Source organism: Pseudoalteromonas sp. PS5 (assembly GCF_004103255.1).
In the GTDB taxonomy this organism is placed as follows: Bacteria; Pseudomonadota; Gammaproteobacteria; order Enterobacterales; family Alteromonadaceae; genus Pseudoalteromonas; species Pseudoalteromonas peptidolytica.
Window position 1 is genome coordinate 1 of record NZ_RCSQ01000053.1, and the last position, 20,474, is coordinate 20,474.

The 20,474-nt window shown below is 42.2% G+C and carries 16 protein-coding genes; 4 read left to right on the top strand and 12 right to left on the bottom strand.

The genetic code is table 11. From position 1 onward, the window contains the following. The 5 genes from D9603_RS07195 to D9603_RS07215 form a co-directional block, all read right to left on the bottom strand. Positions 1 to 1,665, bottom strand: a 1,665-nt coding sequence (locus D9603_RS07195) for a hypothetical protein (protein WP_153188196.1), incomplete at its 3' end; no start/stop codon positions are given. Between the two features lie 298 nt (positions 1,666 to 1,963). After that, positions 1,964 to 2,410 carry an Hsp20 family protein gene (locus D9603_RS07200; RefSeq protein ID WP_128730806.1) on the bottom strand — a complete coding sequence of 149 codons (447 nt, stop codon included), beginning with the start codon at positions 2,408 to 2,410 and terminating at the stop codon, positions 1,964 to 1,966. Positions 2,411 to 2,667: 257 nt separating this feature from the next. Continuing rightward, positions 2,668 to 2,880 carry a 4-oxalocrotonate tautomerase family protein gene (locus tag D9603_RS07205; protein ID WP_128730807.1) on the bottom strand — a complete coding sequence of 71 codons (213 nt, stop codon included), beginning with the start codon at positions 2,878 to 2,880 and terminating at the stop codon, positions 2,668 to 2,670. Positions 2,881 to 2,890: 10 nt separating this feature from the next. Beyond that, positions 2,891 to 3,259, bottom strand: coding sequence for a nuclear transport factor 2 family protein (locus D9603_RS07210; protein WP_128730808.1), 369 nt, complete (start codon positions 3,257 to 3,259; stop codon positions 2,891 to 2,893). Between the two features lie 7 nt (positions 3,260 to 3,266). Next, positions 3,267 to 3,881 (bottom strand): glutathione S-transferase family protein, encoded by a 615-nt coding sequence (locus D9603_RS07215; RefSeq protein WP_128730809.1) that lies wholly within the window; start codon positions 3,879 to 3,881, stop codon positions 3,267 to 3,269. Between the two features lie 124 nt (positions 3,882 to 4,005). On the opposite strand from D9603_RS07215, the gene D9603_RS07220 reads away from it, so the two are divergent. Together D9603_RS07220 and D9603_RS07225 are read left to right on the top strand one after the other, a co-directional pair. Then, positions 4,006 to 4,887, top strand: coding sequence for a LysR family transcriptional regulator (locus tag D9603_RS07220; protein ID WP_125251743.1), 882 nt, complete (start codon positions 4,006 to 4,008; stop codon positions 4,885 to 4,887). 336 nt (positions 4,888 to 5,223) lie between these two features. Then, a complete protein-coding gene (locus D9603_RS07225; protein ID WP_125251742.1) occupies positions 5,224 to 5,475 on the top strand; it encodes a TIGR03643 family protein in 252 nt (83 codons plus the stop codon). 35 nt (positions 5,476 to 5,510) lie between these two features. Here the strand turns inward: D9603_RS07225 and D9603_RS07230 are convergent, their stop codons facing one another. The 3 genes from D9603_RS07230 to D9603_RS07240 form a co-directional block, all read right to left on the bottom strand. Continuing rightward, entirely contained in the window at positions 5,511 to 6,056 is a 546-nt protein-coding gene (locus tag D9603_RS07230; protein ID WP_128730810.1) for a GNAT family N-acetyltransferase, read from the bottom strand. A 60-nt stretch (positions 6,057 to 6,116) separates the two neighbouring features. Beyond that, positions 6,117 to 8,171 carry a S9 family peptidase gene (locus tag D9603_RS07235; RefSeq protein ID WP_128730811.1) on the bottom strand — a complete coding sequence of 685 codons (2,055 nt, stop codon included), beginning with the start codon at positions 8,169 to 8,171 and terminating at the stop codon, positions 6,117 to 6,119. Positions 8,172 to 8,289: 118 nt separating this feature from the next. Then, positions 8,290 to 8,595 carry a hypothetical protein gene (locus D9603_RS07240; protein WP_128730812.1) on the bottom strand — a complete coding sequence of 102 codons (306 nt, stop codon included), beginning with the start codon at positions 8,593 to 8,595 and terminating at the stop codon, positions 8,290 to 8,292. 95 nt (positions 8,596 to 8,690) lie between these two features. Here D9603_RS07240 and D9603_RS07245 point away from each other — a divergent pair, with 95 nt between their 5' ends. Beyond that, positions 8,691 to 9,596, top strand: coding sequence for a LysR family transcriptional regulator (locus D9603_RS07245; protein ID WP_125251738.1), 906 nt, complete (start codon positions 8,691 to 8,693; stop codon positions 9,594 to 9,596). Here the strand turns inward: D9603_RS07245 and D9603_RS07250 are convergent. Next, complete coding sequence (locus tag D9603_RS07250) at positions 9,579 to 12,179, bottom strand: TonB-dependent receptor (RefSeq protein WP_128730813.1); 2,601 nt, start codon at positions 12,177 to 12,179, stop codon at positions 9,579 to 9,581. The two genes, D9603_RS07245 and D9603_RS07250, sit on opposite strands and share 18 nt — an antisense overlap. 99 nt (positions 12,180 to 12,278) lie before the next feature. On the opposite strand from D9603_RS07250, the gene D9603_RS07255 reads away from it, so the two are divergent. Then, positions 12,279 to 14,384 (top strand): winged helix-turn-helix domain-containing protein, encoded by a 2,106-nt coding sequence (locus tag D9603_RS07255; RefSeq protein ID WP_128730814.1) that lies wholly within the window; start codon positions 12,279 to 12,281, stop codon positions 14,382 to 14,384. 35 nt (positions 14,385 to 14,419) lie between these two features. On the opposite strand, the gene D9603_RS07260 is transcribed toward D9603_RS07255, so the two are convergent. From D9603_RS07260 to D9603_RS07270, 3 genes are all read right to left on the bottom strand, one after another. After that, entirely contained in the window at positions 14,420 to 15,748 is a 1,329-nt protein-coding gene (locus tag D9603_RS07260) for a TonB family protein (RefSeq protein ID WP_128730815.1), read from the bottom strand. A 258-nt stretch (positions 15,749 to 16,006) separates the two neighbouring features. Then, positions 16,007 to 18,583: a TonB-dependent receptor gene (locus D9603_RS07265; RefSeq protein ID WP_128730816.1), complete on the bottom strand. Its 2,577-nt coding sequence runs from the start codon at positions 18,581 to 18,583 to the stop codon at positions 16,007 to 16,009. 443 nt (positions 18,584 to 19,026) lie between these two features. Continuing rightward, positions 19,027 to 20,253 carry a threonine/serine exporter family protein gene (locus D9603_RS07270; protein ID WP_125251733.1) on the bottom strand — a complete coding sequence of 409 codons (1,227 nt, stop codon included), beginning with the start codon at positions 20,251 to 20,253 and terminating at the stop codon, positions 19,027 to 19,029. Between the last annotated feature and the right edge of the window lie 221 nt (positions 20,254 to 20,474).

Below are 20,474 nucleotides of genomic sequence, written 5' to 3' on the forward strand. Positions count from 1 at the left end.
ACCATCACCATCAAAGTCTATTAATGCTGTTAATCCTGTTTTGTAGTTGGGCTCAGCAACCAGTGAAATGCTATATTTAGCCACGTCACTATTAAAGTCTTTGATTTCGAATGGCCTTGTAATGTCAAGTATTAAGTGATTATTTTGGCGAAGATACTCAGGATTATTATCACCATCAATATCACCCAAGAACTGAAAATATCCAAGAATAGGTTTTGTAGTGTATGACGAGCCATCCATATTCATTATTTTAGTTTTATAAATATATTCGTCATATGGTTCACCTCTGGTCTGATATACAATTTTATCAACAAGGTTGCTTCCAAAAGAATCAACAGAAATTTTTCTCAACACTGACCGTTGCGTTGTACCTTTGCCCGCAATTTCTTTTGCCCATAATTCACTTTGCGTGATAGGGGAAATATTGCTTAATGTTACAATATCTTGGAATATAAACGGTGGGTACGGTGATTTCCAAGGGTAAGCGCCTGCTGAAATCTTTTTATTTACATCAATAATCCTTAATTCACCATCTTGGTTGGCTAAATACACATCACCATTGAATCCCAGTTCAGTTATTTCACCAAATAAAACTTCTTCGACGTGAAGTTTAGTCTTTTGCTCAATCTTTTCTTTTTTCTCATCACCATACAAGTCTAAATAGCTATAGATATGGTGATAGATTTTAGGTTGATAATCTCCACCTCCTTCTGTGAAACTTTTACCGATAACCTCTTTTTCTCGAGTTAGGTAATCATAGTATTCAATATCTAAAAGGTAATGATTATAGGGAAAATCGTAACCGTTAATAATTTCCGTATTAAGTTGATATAAAGTGTTGTTGAACTTTGATGCACGGCCATACTTTGAATAGCCTGGCTCCTGATTACAACTTTCTAGAGAATTCCCTACAGGCCAAATAACACTGCCATTTTTTACGTCGATCGTACAGTCCTCACTAACTACTTCATCTGTTCCATCATCGTTTATATCTTTAGTAAATAAATAAGTGCCTGTTACTGCAAGCGTGCCAACTTGATTCATTTCACTATCTTGAATTCGGTAGATTTTACCGTCCCATGTCAGCATTTCATTAAACAGATGATTGGTAAACTTCCCAACAACAAAGTCAGAGTGTGGTAAGTTGTAGTGCGCTTTGCTTTCTAGTGTATGCATGTCGAGCGTAGACATACTGCTTTCATTTATCAGCAGGATTTCGACGTCACCATCGTTATCTATATCTTTAAATTTAACGATCTCAGCGGTTACATTTGGGAGTGCGTTTACATATTTTCTAGCGGTTAAATTGAGAAGGTGTACCTTTTGTGCCTGACTTATAACAACAGCAAAGTGATTATCAGATCGCCCATCATAATAAATTTCAAAAGAATCTATTGATTCATTGTCGCTCTCGAGTTTTATTGAATCAGTCAGTGTTGTTTTTATACCTTCATTTTCAGAAGGTGTATTTACAATATACAATCGTTGCTTGTCGTTATTAATCATTGTAACGATGTCTTTTTTATTATCATTATCAACATCGATGATTCTGATATTGCTCAAGTCTCTAAAGCTTGAGAAATGCTTTATCTTCTCGACGTGAGCCTGTGATTGTTGGGTTGCTAATAGCAAGGTGAGAAGTGTAGACGTGATGAAAAATTTCATGCTATTCCTTTAAACTATTATACTATCAATGTACTTTGATACTGGCGATAGGTGACATAAGCAAGGTTAGCATAATTTACTTTATTCTGTAACTGAATTAGGGAAGGGTATGGAAAAAGCGAATGTTACCTTTTTAGCAGCTCTTAAAAAATAAGTATGTCACGACACTATGTTTGCTTGTTTTAAGGCTGTTTTAAGGCTGTTTTGAACTGCTTACTTTAGTTATTTGCAAACAAAAAGTCGCCCGAGGGCGACTTGGAAACGTGACATCATGTAAAAACAGGGGGAGCTCAATCGATTATTTATTTTCGATGAGTGTGCCTTTGCCAATTTCAATCTTTCTTGGCTTGAGTGCTTCAGGAATTTCGCGCTCAAGGTCAATAAATAGTAGGCCGTTTTCAAGGCCTGCGCCAATCACCTTTACGTGGTCACCAAGTTGGAATTTACGTTCAAAGTTACGCTCTGCGATACCTTGGTGAATAAACTTACGATCGGCTTTGTCTTCTTTGTTTTGCTTTTCACCCTTGACTGTCAGGGTGTTGTTTTCTGACTCAAGGCTAAGCTCTTGCTCGGTAAATCCAGCAACAGCCATGGTAATTTGGTATTTGTCTTCACCGGTAGCTTCGATATTATATGGCGGAAAGCTTGGCTGCTTTTCGTTGCGTGATGCCGCATCCATTAATTGTGCTAAATGGTCAAAACCGATGAATGAACGATAAAGTGGAGATAGGTCTACTGTACGCATAATTTGTATCCTCATAAAGCGATAAATTAAGCTATTTATTGCTTCAATTAAAGCCAATAAATAGTATATAAAACATTTACTTAGTTTGGGTTGGGACCCTGTCGGCGTCCTCACAATACTATCTATGGACGAAGCAAATACTTTTCAAGAAACTTTTTTAAAAAAATTTTTATTTACCTGAATTTTATAAGGTTCTTTTTCAAAAAAATGTCTTTGCAGGTTAAAGAAGCATCATTTGATGCCTCCTTCTTAGTGCATTATTTCGGGCTTAAGGTTTGCTGTCGCAACATGGAGACTTGATCAAACCCTATCCCCCAGTCGTCAGTTTCAATTTCCTCAATGACGACAAAAGTAACTTGCGGCGCTTTATCAAGGACATCCACCATAAGCTGAGTTGCCCCCTTTATTAAGGCTTGTTTCTGAGTAGGTGTAACGCCTTCCTTGGTGATTTTAATATTGATGATTGGCACAGGTTACCTCCTACAGGTCATCGTACATCTTATTGACGATACACCATTGTCCATCTTCTTTAAGTAAACCAATAAAGTCGATGTAGTGATGTTCAAACAGAGGGCAATACAGCTTGACCATTGCTTGATGGTTTACAACATCCACGGACAAAATACGGTAATTAAAAGCTGCATTTTGGCTTTTGGGCGTTTGTCGAGATGAAACCAAATCTAGCCACTGTGATTTAGTGCGCCTCATCCCAGGACTTTTGAGCACCGCGTCTGCGTGAAAAATTACATCCAGCTTTTTAATATCTCCTTGGTGTAGCCCTTCAAAATATTGCTGGATAACCTCGGTTATTTTGTCTAAATCTTGTTGTTTAGAAATAGCCTTAGTCATATTAAGCTCATGCGCCTTTGCTGTGTGCTTGCTCTGCCGCTATCGAGGCGGTAAAACTAGGCCTTGCTTCAACCGCCGCTAACATCTCTCGTACTTTTTCGGGAATGATAATATCTACTGGAAAATAGTCCCCCCAACGTGCATATACAGCCAGCATGATATCCGCAGCGGAAATTTGATCGCCCCCTAAAAAAGCTTGCTGTGCGAGCTTTTTCTCGACCAACACCCATAATTCGTTGATGGCAACCGCTGCTGCTTCTAAAAATGGCTTGCGTGCATGCTCATCAGCGATTGCGCCTGTGGTAAAAAACAGACGATTGTAAGCCGGGTGCATCGTGGCATTGGCAAAAAGAAGGTTTTCTATTGCTTGTTGCTTATGAAAAACATCCGCTTTAGGAAGAAGGTTATTTTCGTGTTTATTGAGTAGATAAAGTAGGATTGCTGCTCCTTCTACTAACGTGTTTTCGCCATCGTTAAGAACTGGGACTTTACCTGTTGGGTTAATGGCTAAAAAGTTATCTACACCGCGTTTGTCAACAAGTTCAAAGGGCTGCTTTAATTCTCTTAGTATGACCTGTACTGCTAGCGCACAAGCACCCGGTAGGTAATATAACGTATACATAGTTGCTTTCCTTATTTGCTTCTTGGCTAAAAGATATGCTCAGTGTATAAACTTGATGATGTTTGATATATAGCTACAATGAGAACCAAGAGTTCACATAGTGGAAACAATTATCAAGGAAAGTATGAACAAGCTACGAGCGATAGAAATGTTTGTAAAACTGACTGAGGTACGCAGTTTTACTCGTGTTGCAGAGCAGTACAATACGTCTAAATCCATGGTCAGTAAGGAGATCAGCCGACTAGAAGCTGAGCTTGGCGCTAGGCTTATACACCGCACCACACGTAATTTGCAGCTTACGCACGTGGGAGAAGGCTATTTGCAACGGGCAAAAGATATTCTCAATAAGTTAGAAGACGCAGATACCTTTGTTCAAGAGTCACAGCAAGCACCCAAAGGCAAGTTAAAGGTAAATGTGCCAATGGTGCTTGGGATCACTGACTTGGCTGCAATGTTTGCTGATTTCATGCAAGCGCATCCAGATGTCGACCTCGAAATACATTTAGGAGATGAGGATGTCGACTTAGTAGAGCAAGGGTTCGATTTAGGCTTTCGGGCTTCTAGTCGCCCGTTTGACTCAAGCTATATAGGTAAGGAAATTACTCGATTTACTTATCATGTATGTGCATCAAAACAGTATTTAGAGTGTCATTCCGCTATCCATTCAGCGCAGGATTTAGTGCATCATAATTGTTTTGAATACAGTTATTCAAAACGTAAAAATTTATGGCCACTAGACGACGGTGTGCGAGTAAAAGGCCCTCTTAAAGTGAATAATGTTCTTTTTATGCTGCAAGCAATTAAAAGCCACTTGGGCGTCGGTTTTTTACCTGAATTTGCTTGCAGGGAAGCGCTTGATAAGGGCGAAGTTGTGAGTATTTTACAGGATGCAAAAAAGCCTAAGTTAACTTTATATGCGCTATATCCAGCACGCCAATTTGTGCCAGCTGCGGTACTTCAGTGTATCGAGTTTTTACAGGCTTGGTTTAAACGAGAAGGGCACTGACTATATAACCTAAGCTGCGGATAATTAATACCTTTCTAGCAGCCAGTTTTACTCCTTCAAATTGAGCGAGTATTAATTCAAATTGGTATAACTACGGGTTTGGATGATGGAACAGTCAATGAAATGTGATAAGCAAAATACCAATGGAAAAATAGGTTTGGGGCTGGCTATCGGGGCGGGATTGGTGCAGCGGTGGGCGTTGCATCTGGGTGAATAATGTACACCTTGCCTATCGGCATTGCGATGGCAATCTTGATTTGCCGTAAGTATTTTTAATCCTTTTTGACACTTGATGCGTATCTGTGGTTCCGATTAAAAGACAACAAGATTAAGTAAGTGCAATTTAGTGACTCAGAAATTTCCAGGATCATAGAAATGGCGTGGGAAGATAGAACGCCATTTGAAGCTATCGAACGACAGTTTGAACTGAGTGAGCCTGAAGTGATCAAGCTAATGCGTAGCAGCCTAAAACCCAGTAGTTTTAAGCTCTGGCGGCAACGAGTAAGTGGGCGCAACACCAAGCATGTTAAACTTAGAAGCAAAGCGGTCAATCGCGGGTATTGCAAAACCCAATACAAACAAAGGTAACTCTGTATCCATACCTTTGATCTCTACTCTTTTCTTTACCGAGGGTCGCTTGCAAGTAAGCCGTAAAGCGCAGAGTCTGATACGTCGCCAGCGATTTCCCAGCGAGCGCGCAAATGTCCCTCTTTAGTAAACCCAAGTTTTGCGAGTACTTTGGCTGAGCCAATATTAGCGGGATCAATTTCCGCCTCAATGCGTCTTAACTTTAGTGTTGAAAAGGCATAGTCAATGAGCGCAGTGCCAATTTCTGGAATAACACCTTGCCCCCATTGAGATTTGGCAATACCAAAGCCAATCTCGGCTCGGCGTGACTCTTTATCCCAGCTAAACAGTAAACATTTACCAATTAATGCTTTATCACCTTTTGAAACGATGGCCAATGTGAGCGCTTTTTGAGTGGTCAAATCTTCATGTGATTGCTTAATAAATTGCGTTGCATCATGGAGGCTATCCCAAGGTGGCGTGTTCCAATATCGCATGACGTCTGTGTCTGAGAATATGGCAAATAGCGCTTCGGCGTCTTGTGAGATTAAGGGTCTAAGGGTGAATCGCTCGGTGTCGAGTTTGATTGTAGTTAATTGCAATATCTTTTTCCTTGATAAAAAAGGGCGCAAATTAGCGCCCTTCACAACAAACTGAGTTGCTTATTTATTCGCGTCTTTAACTGCTTTTAGCTTTGCTGCATGGTCAATTTCGTAATCTGGCATGTCTTTTTTGCCTTCGATTAGGTAGTTGTCCATCCACCGCATCAAGCGTAAGCTATAGTCGTACTGTGCAGCTACTTTGCGGTTACCGTGACCTTCACCTGGGTAGTAAACTAGGCGTACGTCTTTACCTTGTACTTTCATGTAGCGATAAAGCTCCATAGATTGTGCAGGGTGTACACGTGGGTCATCTTTACCGTGCATGATGAGTAATGGCGTTTTAGACTGGCCAGCCCAGTAGATTGGGCTGCGCTCTAAGTACCACTGCCACTTATCCCAAGGGTAAGAACGAGCGTGTACTAAGTACATTTCGTTTGAGATGTCGGTAGTACCAAACTTAGACAGCTGGTTGGTTACGCCAACAAACATCACGCTTGCTGCAAAGTGTTCGGTTAATTTTGTCGCACCCCAAGCTGACGCATAACCACCGTAAGAGCCGCCAGTAATACCAACGCGCTTAGTGTCTACTAAACCGGTATTGACTAGGTATTCTTTCATGTCTACCAAGTCGTCAAACTCTTTACCTGCGTAGTCACCTTGGCCAAGTTTTGAGTAATCAACGCCTTTACCTGTCGAACCACGGTAGTTTGGATAGAATACCGCATAGCCGCGTGCCGCACCCATTTGACCTGGATCTGAATAACTTGTTAGCCAACCATTTTTATCATGGCTTTCTGGACCGCCGTGCACTGACATGATCAATGGGTAACGGGTGCCTTCTTGATAATCCAGTGGGTAAATTAATACACCACCAATTTCAACGCCATCGCGAGCTTTAAAGTTAATAGCCTCTTGCTTTGCAAAGCGCTTGTTATCTAACCATGGATTAGAGTTTGATAGGCGAGTTGCTTTACTTGAGCGGATCATAAACACTTCATTTGGGTGCTTAGCGGTGTTTGCACGTAGAGCAATGGTTTTGTCTGAATCAGAGATAGATAGATTCGATGCGATGAACTTACCTTCTTTGATAAGCTTCTTGTATTTTTTAGAGCCGACTTTAATTTGGCCTACAAAGCTTTCAGCACCTACGTTTGCAATAAAAGTTAGTTGGTTCTTACGGTTTGACCATTCAAAATCACCAATGTGGCCCATAAAGTTCGGGATCCACTCTTCTACTTTACCGCTTTGTGCATCGGCAAGGTATAAGCGGCCAGTTGCAGGGTCGTGCTTATCTTCAGCACCTAAAATCGCGATGTATTTACCATCATGAGAAAACTCAGCGGTGCCAAGCTTACCTTCTGTTTTGAACGAAGTGGTGATTTTTTGTGTTTTCGCATCAAGTACATGCCATTGTGACTTCATGTACTTATCATCGATAAGTGCGGTTGGCTGAGTTTTAACGAGCAACTTTGAGGCATCGTCAGCCCAGTTGATTTCACTCACATACCCTTCGATATTAAGAGCCGCTGGGGTCAGCGGTTTTTCAGAAGCCGTAAGGTCAATAATATGAAGCTGTTTGTTTTTTAAACCCAGTTCATATACTTCAGCCATAAAACCAAGTTTTTTCAGCTCTTTTTCTGATTTCTCAGCGGCTGGCATTGCCAGAACAGCTACTTTTTTGCCATCAGGACTTAGGTTATATGAAGAGATCCCTCTGCCTTTTAGCGCAAGTACTTTTTGTGCTTCACCACCGTTCACGGCGATGCGATAAAGCGCACGTTGCTTATCTTCTTTCTTCTTAGTAAGGAAATAAATAAATTGACCATCGGCCGACCAAGAAATGCTTGAAATACTGACTTTTCCGGTGATAAATGGGCGCTCAACACCTTCGTCATCAACTACGTAAAGTTCGTTGTAGTTTGTACCATTTTTGTCAACGTAAAGCTCACGTGGTACTGAGCGTGTAAAAGCAACAAGCTCTCCATCAGGGCTGACAGACGTTGAACTTACCGACTGGATCTTAGGTATATCTTCAATGGTGATAGTATCACTAGCTAGGCTAGCAGCGCTGGTAAAGCCCATCGCTAAAGCCAAAGCAGACTTAAGTAGTTTCATTATTTATCCTGAATTTTTACTCACTTGTTGTAGCTTCGATATTCTACTTGTCACGAAAATAAAAACCAATGTTTGCGATTAGTTGCCGGTTAAGGCTGATAAAATGAAGCGGTGGCACTTATAATCCAAAGTTCAGCGCACCTGAGTGCTCGACTTGATATGCACTAAGGTGATTAATCGCATAGGAAACATAACCTTGGTTATCCAAAATATAGATAGATGCACCACAGTGCCCACAAAAACCATGCTCTCGGATTGACTGTGTTTCTGAGCGTGTAGTTACAAACCTTTCCAAAGATTGACTTGAGTTTTCGATAAGGCCATTTGCTTTAATGAACTGTACACCCGTAGAAGCTTGTGTGATGGTGACAGTGGTAAAAATTCGATAGTGGATCTGTCCACAGTGACAAGATGTGCTGATCATGTTGATGTCCTTTTTGTTTGATGTGTTAAGTTTACTTTTTATTTTTAGTTGATATATATTGATTTAATACAAAGACTTTTTCCTAATGAGAAACAATGAGGAAGGAATACGACAAACTTCACTTACTCAAGATATTTTGCTGCGTTGCTGAACAGCACTCCTTTAGTCGTGCAGCTGAGCAGCTTGGCACCACAACATCAGCGGTGAGTAAATCGATTGCACAGTTAGAATCTGTGTATGACCAAGTATTGTTAAATCGCACAACACGCAAACTTGCATTATCGGATGCGGGTAAATTGGTTTACGAGAAAGGAAAAAAGATCCTCCGCGCATTACGCGATTTAGAAGAGGAGGTCGAGCAAGTTGGCGTGCATCATTCAGGGCATCTAAAAATTACCTTCCCAAATACGATTGGTCGTATGCTTCTGAGCCAAATCTGTATCGATTTTCAAAAGTGCTATCCACAAATAAAACTTGAATTAATGTTTACCGCGGCAAATCAGGACTTAATCGAAGACGAGATAGATGTGGCTTTTAGGTTCTCAGCAGCATTGAAAAATAGTCAATTTTATGTGTTGAAATTGCTTAGCGTAAACGCGACGTTTGTTGCTGCTCCTAGTTATCTTGCTGCGCGTGGTAAACCTGCACAGCTTGATGAATTAAGTAGCCATAACATATTGTTATCTAAACTTAATCATGTCGAGGATAGCTGGCATGATGGTACTAAGAGTTATCCGCTTCAAGGTAACCTAATAGCAAACAGCCGTTTTCATATTAGAGAGGCAGTATTGGCTGGTTTAGGAATTGCCATACTGCCGTCTTATTTTTGTCAAAAAGATATAGACTCAGGAGCCTTGGTTGAACTATTTACTGAACTACATAGACCACAAGTTCCTTTGCATGCCATTTATAAAGTGAAGCGAGAGCATTCCGCTAAATTGGATTTATTTTTAGGGTTTGTGCAGGAACGATTATCATCGCGATCAGAACTGATATCTTAATCCCGCATAGTAACGTCGGCCGTTAACATATACTCCGGTTGGTGCGTACTCGTTGCGATCATAGGTATAGATCTGTTCGTCGGTTAAATTAATAAACTCAAATTGTGCATCGAGATTATCACTTAGTTTCACCGTGAGGCTGCCGTCCAATTGGCCGTAATTATCCATCATGGTCTCGCCTACACCGGTGGCAAACTGAGTTCGATAATTATAGCTAAGCCGTACGCTAAATTGGTGGTTTTCGTAGTAAGCAGTGAGGTTAGTGCTGTGTTTAGAGGTGCCAGGCACTTTGTCCCGTAAGCCAACTTCAGCGTTATCACGTTTTCCATCAACGTAGGTGTAATTGGCGATTAGCCCAAATCCGTACGCAAGTGTTTGCTGATAACTTAGTTCAACGCCACGGATATTGCCGCCAGCGCCATTATTGGGTCTATCGATAGACATTAAAATGCCTTCATGACGCTCAAGTTTTCGTTCAAACTCAATAAAGGATTCCACCTCTTTGTTAAATAGCGCGATTGAGGCGAGCCCAGCATCGTCAAAGTACCACTCAAGGCTGACATCAAATTGCGCTGCTCTATATGGATCTAGATTGGCGTTACCACCTTGTCCTTGAGCTTGCGTCACGTTGTAATTGGTGGAGGGCATAAGATGGTGAAATTGCGCTCGTGACATGACGCGTGCAATGGAAAAACGGCTAATTAGGCTCTCGCTTAAGTCAAACTTGATATTGGCACTGGGTAGAATATCGCTGTAATCCCGAGATTCTTCATGCCAAATATAGCTGTCTGGCGCATCGATGGGGGAGGCGACACGCTTAAATGCGCCAGAGTCTTGAAAGGTTTTGACCACTCGAACCCCAATGTTGGCAGCATAGGATTCACCAGCGAGTTGCATTTGACCGTAAGCAGCGGCGGTTTTTTCTGTAATATGAAAACGACTGGCTTTTTCTATTTCTTGTTCAAAATTGAGCGTATTAAAGTCTTTGGCAAGCAGTGCAATATCTGCAAAACTGTACTTTTTTAAAGTGTTGTCACTACCTACGCCGCGCAAATAATCATCCACAAAAGTGCCCGGATAGGCGGCCAGGGTAGTGCCAAGCTCACCGGCTAGACCATCAAGCCCTCCATCTTTGGAGCGATAGCGCAAAAAGTCTCGTTGATGGTCTTTGAATTTAACACCAAATTTAATCGCGTCGAGCTGTTTAAAGTCGATATCGTACGCAAAATCAGCTTGCGCGAAGTATGATTTATCTTTGCCATCTTGGCTGTCATTTCGAGCTTCGGTGATAAACCAGCTTGGTGCATCTAACGGTGAAATACCATAACTTGCAACGATGTTTTTTCGCATTGATGTATCAACATGAAACTGGGTGTTAGCAGAAAATTGTGAGGTGACGTCTTCTTTGGTACCGCCTGAACCTTGGCTTAGACCGACTTGAAACTGGCTTGACCAATAAATGCCATCATAGACCAAGTCTAGGTGGGCACTTTTTGTGCTGACCTGCGAGTCTCGCCAAATGGCTTCCATGCTGGTATTGAACAGTGCAGCTGTGGGTAAATAATGGCCGCTCACCAAAGTAGCATCTTGTACTTGTAAATGGGTTACCCCGCCGCCTAGGTCAATAGACTTTGCACTTTGCCAGAGAAAGTTTTGATTGTTATTGTCTGCGTTTAGATGAGAATAAAGTAAGTGACTATTTAATCGAAGCCGCGGGGAAAGCTGGAACGCGGCATTGACTGTATAAGCGTGCAACTCTCTTTGCTGCTGAAAAATCGCAGATCCCCCACCCCCTGGAAACCATAACGTCTGGCTTTTATTTTGTGGGCTCTGCTGGGTGGCATACCAAGTATCATTATCACCTTGGTATAACGTCCTATCGTGCCATCCCCAAGATTCTAAGCCGTCGCGCCTGAGGCTGCGATCTCGTCGTGTCGCAGTAAAAAGCACTGCATAATCGCCACTTTTGCTATGGTAGTTGTAAATTGCAGATAGTTGTGGGTCGAGTTTATCGCTTAAGTCACTGTATTGGAATTGGGCTGTTGTAACGCCATAGCCTGAAGGTGTAAACAGAGGGTCGCGGGTTTTTATATTGATTGCGCCACCTAGTGAGCCTTCATCCTGCATAGCTTGTGGTGTCTTGAATACCTCTAGGCTGGAAACGATTTCACTGGGTAATAAGATAAAGTTAAAACCTCGGCTTGGCTGACTTGAGATCCACCAGTCAGCCGAGGCGAGATATTGGCCATTCAAATAGGTTCTATTTTGCTCAGGGGTTGTGCCGCGCACGCCGATCCGTTCACCTTCACCTTGTGCTCGAGAGAGTGAGATACCAGTGATCCGTTGCAGCGCCTCTGCGACGTTTTTATCCGGAAACTTCCCGATGTCTTCAGCACTGATCGTATTTGAAACTTGTTGATTGTGGCGTTTATTACTGAGAGACTTGACAACGCTGTCATGGAAGGCACGAATTTCGATGCGTTCTATGGAGTTTTCAGCAGTCTGATTTTGCTCAACGGCATCACTTGCAGTTGTAATAAATAATACACAACAAGAAACGGTTCGGATGAGAGATGCTGACATTGTGCTCAACTTATAATACGAGTAAGTTACCTTTAGTTAATGCTCATAATACGCTTTTATTACGAGCCTAACCATAGTTTCACAAATTTTTAGTGGTTGATGATTGAAAGCTTAGATAAACGTTTTTTAATCAATGAGATACTTGTTGACCTGAGTAATTTATCTGTATGTGTTGACGGTTCTTGGAGAAGCATCGAAGCGAAGCATGCTGTACTATTGCGTCTGTTGATTGCCAATAAGGGGCAGGCGGTCAGTCGGGAAGTCATTTTAGACACGGTGTGGCCGGGTACTATTGTCAGTGATAATTCTGTGAGCCAGCTGGTGGTACAGCTACGTAAGCTGCTTGGTGACAGCTCAAGCGAGTCAAAAATAATTAAAACAGTACCGCGCCTAGGTTATCAGTGTATTGCGCAAATTGAAAAAGCCCCGACGTTACTTGAGCAAATAGAGGAGCTGTCTCGTGGGCGCGGTGTACAGTTTGCTTTGCTCGGATTTTTTATTGGTTTACTGGTAACTGTACTTGCGTTATTCATCGCTGAGCAGTGGCAAAGTGACGTTCAACAAGATCCAGTCTCTGCTACTCGGATCACGTCCTCCCCAGGTGCTGAAGTGTTTGTTAGCTTTTCTCCAAATGGTAAATATTTGGCATACAGCTATTTAGCAGAGGGCGCTGATCAGTTTGATCTTGCAGTCTATGATCTTGAGACCAAAACAACCCATACCATTAAAAACAGTGGGTATAGTGAAGAGTCGGCAAGCTGGTCTTTAGATGGTAATTGGCTGATTTATTCGCGTTCGGATCCGGTTTCCTGCGAAGTACGGGCGTTACACGTCAAAGGCCCAATAGAAATGTGGCGACTCGCGCGCGATAGCGTGCTTGGCAATTGTAATAGTGCACAAGACTCAGCGCCTTGGTTTGAATATCGAGCAGGCCATTTTATCACTAAATCTTGGGACAAAGCCGGAACCTATCTGCAATCTGTAGAGGTTACTTTTGCAGACAATAACCCTATGGTGATCAACATCGTTGCGTTACCTATTCGCGACGTAACACATTACCAAGTGGATCAACAAACGCTGTTGTATCAGATAAAAGAGCAGGGGGTTTATCAGCTCAACCTAAATCAACTTACAGAGTCTGAAAACCAAAAAATCACGCTCTCTAAACAGTCTTTTTCCGCGCTGAGCCATGGGTATCAGGACGATACTATCATGCTTGCCAAACAAAACTTGAGTGTACTTAAAGGTCGCGTTCAACAAGTTTTATACTCTGGATTTGGCGTGATATCTGAAATTGATGTAAATGCGCAGTTACGTGTTTCGGCGCACACTGAGGGGGTAGCTGAGATAAACTATTATCAGCTTGACGTAGACTCACGAAACAAAGCGGCGCAAAAGCAGTTAACGTCGCCCGCAAGGATGGATTTACTTGCTGCTTTATCTGGTGATGGTGCGCATTTTGTGTATGCTTCGGTGACAACCAAAAATAATGATGCGCCACAATTTGAGTTGTGGCATAAACATGCTTTTCGACCAACGTCTAGTTTGCTTGGAACCATGCCCCAGGGGGAAGTGCCTATTCTGTTATTACTTTCGCCTAATAACGAGTATCTCGCTGTATTATCAAAGTCGCATAAAGTGTATTTAATCAGCTCTTTTATTAAAGAAGTTAAAAAAGTAGTTGATAACTTTACCGAAATTGCTGATTTGCATTGGTCACAGGATGGTAGAAAGCTGTATTATCGAGCGAAGCCTGCTATGGAAGCAAAATGGCAGGCATGGCAATTTACCGTATCTCAAGGGCGCAGTGAGCAACAGCCTTTGGCGACTTATTTCCCTGATCTACCTCTTACTCAAAAGAATTCTAGTTTTGTAGGGTATAAAGAACAAGTTAGGGAATACCTAATTACGGCACTCGCTGAGATATTTGATATTGAGCAGTTACGCGGATCTTTATCGCTCTACCAACCGGCAGTTTATAGAGATGGAGTTTACTTTGTACTAAAAAGAGGTCATCAATTGGTGCTTTACCGCTATTTAAGTAGTGCAAATAAGGTTGAAGAAATTCAATCTATTGGATTACACCTTTATGCAGGGGTTAGCGAGCTACAGATACTAGCAAGCTTTGATGGCAGGCACGTAATATTCAATCGGATCAACAACTATGAAAGCGACATCGTGTTATTGGAGTACGGTAACAGGTGAAGGCATTAATGTTGCGAAGCGCTAAATAGATGCTGTTAGTTAGCAAGCTTTTGCAGGAATACGTGTATTGCATGACTACTCCAATTGCGCTGAGATGCTGACTTTAATGCTTGAGAAGCAAGCTTTTTGGCCTCTGCCTGATTCTCTGCAAGCCGTGCCAAAAGTAACAGCAGTTCAGGGTGTTCGGGATCGATGGTGCGACCATGGTGCAGCCAAGCCTTGGCCTGAGCTTTGTCGCTGAGGCGAGTTAAATACGTATTTACTAATAACAGTGTGGCGCGTAAATGGCCGTTATTCGATGCCTCGATGAGTACCTGTAGTGCATGAGGAACATCTTGAGGTTCACCGTTGTTAAGCAGCACAGTTGCTAAACGATATTTTGCAATATCCATGGTCTGTGCTGCGTGTTCGAGCCAGAGTACACCAAGCTGATGTGCTCCTGCATTAATAAGCTGAGTAGCTAAGCGATATTGTGCCAAGTCCAAGCCATTTTTGGCGGCAGCGAGATAGAGCTCATTCATCGGTTCGTCAGAACGCCAATGGTAGCGCAGTAACTGATAGGCGTTGTACTCTTTCATACTCAACCAGTTAGCAATATAGTATTGTACTTGCGCCACACCACGCTCCGCAGCGTCGATATTCTGCCTTAGTTGTTTTTCGTAAGCCTTTTTTTGAATAGCCAAAGTTTCGCGATATTGCTCATCTTTATGCGTTGCAAAGTGGTAGATCAACGTGTGTGCTTGTTTTGAACCCGTATATCGCCACTTCTCCACAGCATTTAGCAGACTTGCAGTAAATACATGTCTTGGGTAGCTGTCAATAACCTCAATATTGGTTGCTTTACCGCTTTGGTCGATGTCAAATTCCAACCAAACCCAGCCTTCAATCCCTTGTCTTACCGCTTCATCTGGATATTCAGGTAAAACATCGTGGGTTTTACTCAGTGTTGGTGTAGTACTGTGTTGTTTAAGCTTAGTGAGCGTTGAATCAAGCAAGTAGGTGTTTGACAAGCGGCTTTTTTGAAGTTTTAAAAAGTCCTTTAGGCCACTTTGGTCGTTTGACTGTTGCAAAACAAGTTGTGCAGTTTGGAATGCTTCAGCGATACCAAACTCTTTAGCCAATGAAAACCAAACAAAGGCATTTGCAGCACTTTGTTCGGTGCCTTGCCCATACAAGTACATCACCCCAAGATTATACATAGCGTCAGCATTTCCTAATTGCGCTAAGCGACTGAATTTTGAAAATGCGAGAGTAAATTCTTCGTTTTGATAGGCAAGGGTGGCGTCGTAAAGATCGGCTTTTGTTAGCCAGCTCATACCTAGAAAAAATGAAAAAATAAGCCCAGAAATGAGATTGTTGCGCATTTTATTGATTACTCATCCTTGGCCTGCTCTGTGGGGTTGCTATGGTCATTTTGAATACGCTATATAACCATAATATAAAGGAAATTTAAATAATAAAAGCTGATAGCAAATGCTATCAGCTTTTTGGAACTCCGGGCAGGGAGTTTACTAAGTCGAACCTGTGTTAGCTTGGAAGCGACTTAATTCGAGTCATGAAACTATTCCTATGCAACTAGTAAGACCAGATTTAGTGGTAAAAGTTTCATTCACTTTTCAGAGTTAGAAGTTAAATCTAACTCCTGCGCTAAAGCGCCTTCCATCGGCATAAACACCGGTCAGTGCTTGTTCAACTCCCTCTTCCTGATAGCTAAATGTATGTTCATCAGTCAAGTTGATGGCCTCAAGAATAAACGCCACATTCTCGTTGTAGTTATAGGTAAGGTTGGCATCTACTTGACCATAATCGTCAATGTATCCTGGCCAGTCTCGACCGGTATCATACCCTGTTCTGAAGTTGTATGAGATGCGGGCACTAATGAATTCGTTTTCATAATAAGAACTTAGGTTAACGGTATGCTCAGAGTTACCAGGGATAGTGATGTCGTTACCTTCATCATCTTTTGCTTCACCATCAACATAGGTATAGTTAGCGGCAACGCCAAAACCTTCGTATAGCTCTTGTTGATAACCGATTTCTAGGCCTTGAATGCGGCCTGCTTTCCCATTAACAGGGCGGCTGATCAGCACTTCTTTACCTTCGTGAGTTTCAAGTGCTGGTTGGCTCTCGATAAACGACTGAATATCTTTGTAGAAAAATACCGCAGAAAAAAGGCCTGCGTCGCTAAAGTACCACTCGATACCGGTATCAAACTGCGTCGCTCGATAGGGGTCGATGTCAGGGTTACCGCCAGTGCCGGTTTGTGTTTCTAGGTTGTATGAAGTTGATGCGGTCATATCGGCGTAATCTGGGCGAGACATAACTCGTGCCGCAGAAAAGCGCATTAATAAATCATCATCTAAGTCAATTGCCAAGTTAATGCTTGGAAGAATGTCGAAGTAGTCCTTTTCTTCCGTTGTCCAGACCTCAGCACCTGACTCACCTGCAAACGCGGATGAGGTTTGTTTGGTATTTACAAGTCTTACACCTAAATTACCGCGTAGACCATCTGCATCCAGGTTCGCTTTAATGTAGCCTGCGGTAATTTTTTCATTGATATCGAAAGTACTGGCCTTCAATACTCGGTAATTCCAACCTAGTGCATCACCTTCTTGGCGTATTTTGTCCGGATCAGTAATCGCATAGCTGCGTGTTGTGCCTGAAGAGCCTATGCCTGATAGATAATCAGATGGCATGGCTTTGGAGTAGTCAGCCAGACTCCAGTTTAAGTCGGTACGATTGTCTGTGGTGTGTTTGGTATTAAAGCGGCTGTGGTCACGGTATTTAAAGCCGACTTTGATCTGGCTGAAGATGGCAACATCAATTGGACGCTTAAAATCGGCTTGAAAGTAAGTTTCATCATCTTTGGCATCATTACTGTCATAGCGTAAAAAACCTAAATTCCACTTCTCTCCGTCGTTTGGATCGGCGGCATAACTGGTTTTTACATCTTCTACTTGTGACGTATCAAAGCTGTGAACATAATTACCTTCCCAGCCAACGGAGCGATCAGCTTGCGACCCCCCCGAACCTTCTGTGTAACCTAAGTGATATGACGATTCCCAAAGTTGTCCTTGATGTTCAACTTTTAAGTCGTACGACTTGGTTTTGAGCTCAGAGTTACGTACTTTGGTCTCATCCAGAATATTATTGGCATTTGGAGATAAGCCAAGCGTACCACCAACGGCCATCTTGCCAACTACGGGGTGGTCGATAATGGTAATGTCAGTGTATTGTGAGCCGCCGTAACCGGGTAACCAAAGGAAGTTTTGGTTTTCATTATCGGCTTCTAGTGTAGAGTCTAAGGCATTGAATACAATGTCCATATTTTCACTTGGACGATATTGCAGGGCGAGGTTTATGCCCGTGCGCACACGTTGCTGTGAGAACATAGCTGAGCCGCCACCGCCAGGGCTGTATACATTGTCGACGACGGTACCATCTTCAAGTGTGATATCACGATATGTCCAAGACCATGCTTCAATACCATCGCGGCGCAAGTTACGTTCTTGGCGAACAACAGAAATTAATGCACCAAAAGATTCATCATCGGTTTTAAAGTTGTACATAGCGGATAGTTGCGGATCGGTTTCACCTGATACTTCGCTGTGCTGTGCGATAATTGAACCTGCAATTTTATTTGCCTCTAACTCAAGTGGCTTACGTGTTCTCACAATCACGGTGCCGCCAATAGAACCTTCATCAATATCGGCTTCGGGTGATTTGTAAACTTCAAGCCCAGAAATAATTTCTGAGGGTAACATTGTATAGTTAAAACCACGACTCGCCGCTGAGTTGGTCCACCAATCTGCTGAACCAACGGCTTGACCATTTAATAAGGTTCGGTTTTGGCTTTCACCTGTGCCTCGAATGCTAACGCGCTCACCTTCACCAAAACTGCGGGTGATTGAAACACCGGTAATGCGTTGTAGCGATTCGGCAACGTTTTGATCTGGAAATTTACCAATATCCTCGGCAGTTACTGCATCGACAATGGCGTCAGAGTATCTTTTAGTATTGAGTGATTGAACAACGCTGCCACGGATCCCTCTGACTTGAATAACTTCAACTTCACCATTTTTAGCTGCTTCTTGATTATTGCTCTCTTCAGCGAGCGCTATACCTGGTGTAAAAAGTACCGAGCCGAGCAAAGATTGGCTGATTAAGACTACTAGTTTTTTCTTATTATTGCGAAACATACATTCCCCTTGAGTGCCTATACCAATTAGCCTTAATACTTGCTCAGTCTGAAGGAGTAAATCTAACGCTAACTGCGTTAAAAATTTCTTATTTAGAGCAACTAAATAGCAAAATTCTTGCCTTGTTATCGACAAAGTTTTCTCGCCTCAAAATAGACCACTTAGTTAAGATAATTGGTATTACTTGTGATTGAGAGGTTGACCTCGAGAAAGATTAAACACCAGCGGGGTTTGTTAAATCTTGAATTGAAATGAATAGTTGTGAATTCAATGGATTTCTACTTCAATAATTACCATTGTACTGAAATATATAGATATAAAATAAGTTAAGTTGGAGGTTTTGTAGTTTAAGTTAAGTTTACTTGAATGATTTTGCTTAGTCTTTTGTTAACATTCACAACTACAAAGAACTGGAAAGTCACCTTTCCAGTTCTTTTTACACGTTATAAGCTCTTTTTAGGTGGCAGCACAACGTTTGAGAAGATAAGGCCAGCAATAAGAGACATAAATATTAAGAAGGTTTGTTGGCCAATATGATCCGCATGGACAAAGCTTTGGCCTTCGATCAGTGAATTAAGTCCAATATAAGTTTTAGAACCAGGGACCAGTACAATCAAACCTTGCATTGCAACAATAGAAGCTGGAGCGTTGACAACGCGGTTAAAGATATTGCTAAAGACACCCACTGCAAATGCACCGACAAACGTACCAAGTGCGTAGTCAAAGTAAACCGCAGAGCTGATGCTTGCTGCATAAGCAATAAAACCTGATGCTAGCGACCAACTCGCATGTCTTAATTTAGTTCTAAATATCACCACAAGACTGCTACAAAGCAAAAGCACAGCAAGCCACGCTGTCCATCTTGGTAATGGTAGGGGTTGGACAAAATCGACTTTCCCGAATAACGCAAACCCTAGCGTGATACCTAAAAAAGCACCAAAATAGAGCTTAAACAGCAACATGATCGAGTCCATGACTCGAGCGGTTCCAGAGACCAAATGCCGAGCTGATAATTCAGCAAATCCAAGTGCGAGTGCTAACCCTGGAATAAACACGATAATCGCCGATAGCACAACCAAACGGATATTTATTTGTGGATCGATATACACAGAGACTGCGCAGGCAGCTACAGCCGAAACAATGGCAACCAAAGGCTCAAGCATATGGGTCACGCGCTTGGAGATACTCGCCCAAAGTACAAACAAAAACACCAACAAGGAAAGTAATGCTGACCACACGACGTCGTTCCAGCTGGTGCCCATTAGCATTGCGAACGCACCACCAGAAGTAGCAAAAGCAAGTCCAGTGAGGAGTTTATTATATGGGGGCTGGGCATGCAAAATGGCTTCGAGGCATTGCTCTGCCTCTTGCAGTGATAACTCTCCGGATAGCACTCGAGTTACTACGCCATCAGTATCAGCAAGCGAGCCTAAGTCATGATCGCCTGGGTCAACCCGTGCCACATGAGTGTACTCTTCTTCATGGCCTTCAGTCCAAATCACAAATGTGACGGATGTTGGGGACATAACAAAAGAAGACTTTAACCCTAAGTGAGTGGCAACTTCCATTAAGTGTGCTTCGAGCCGATAGGCAGGGGTGCCGTATTTATGAAGCATTTTGCCTAACTTCACAATAAAGCGGCGTTTCTCTGTAAAGGTTGCGTTATTCAACGAAAGAGAACCTTAAATGTGTACTACCAGTCGGTTTCAAATACGATTGGTAAAAGTGTTAAAAAACAGGAATATGACAACAAAAGTAACGTTGTGCCAAGTATAAACTCGCCATTCTAGTATGGTACATCTATTTGCTTTTACTAGATTTATTTAATACCAATTATCTTTAATACTTGCTTGATTTGAAGGAGTAAATCTGAAGCTAACTGCGTTAAAAA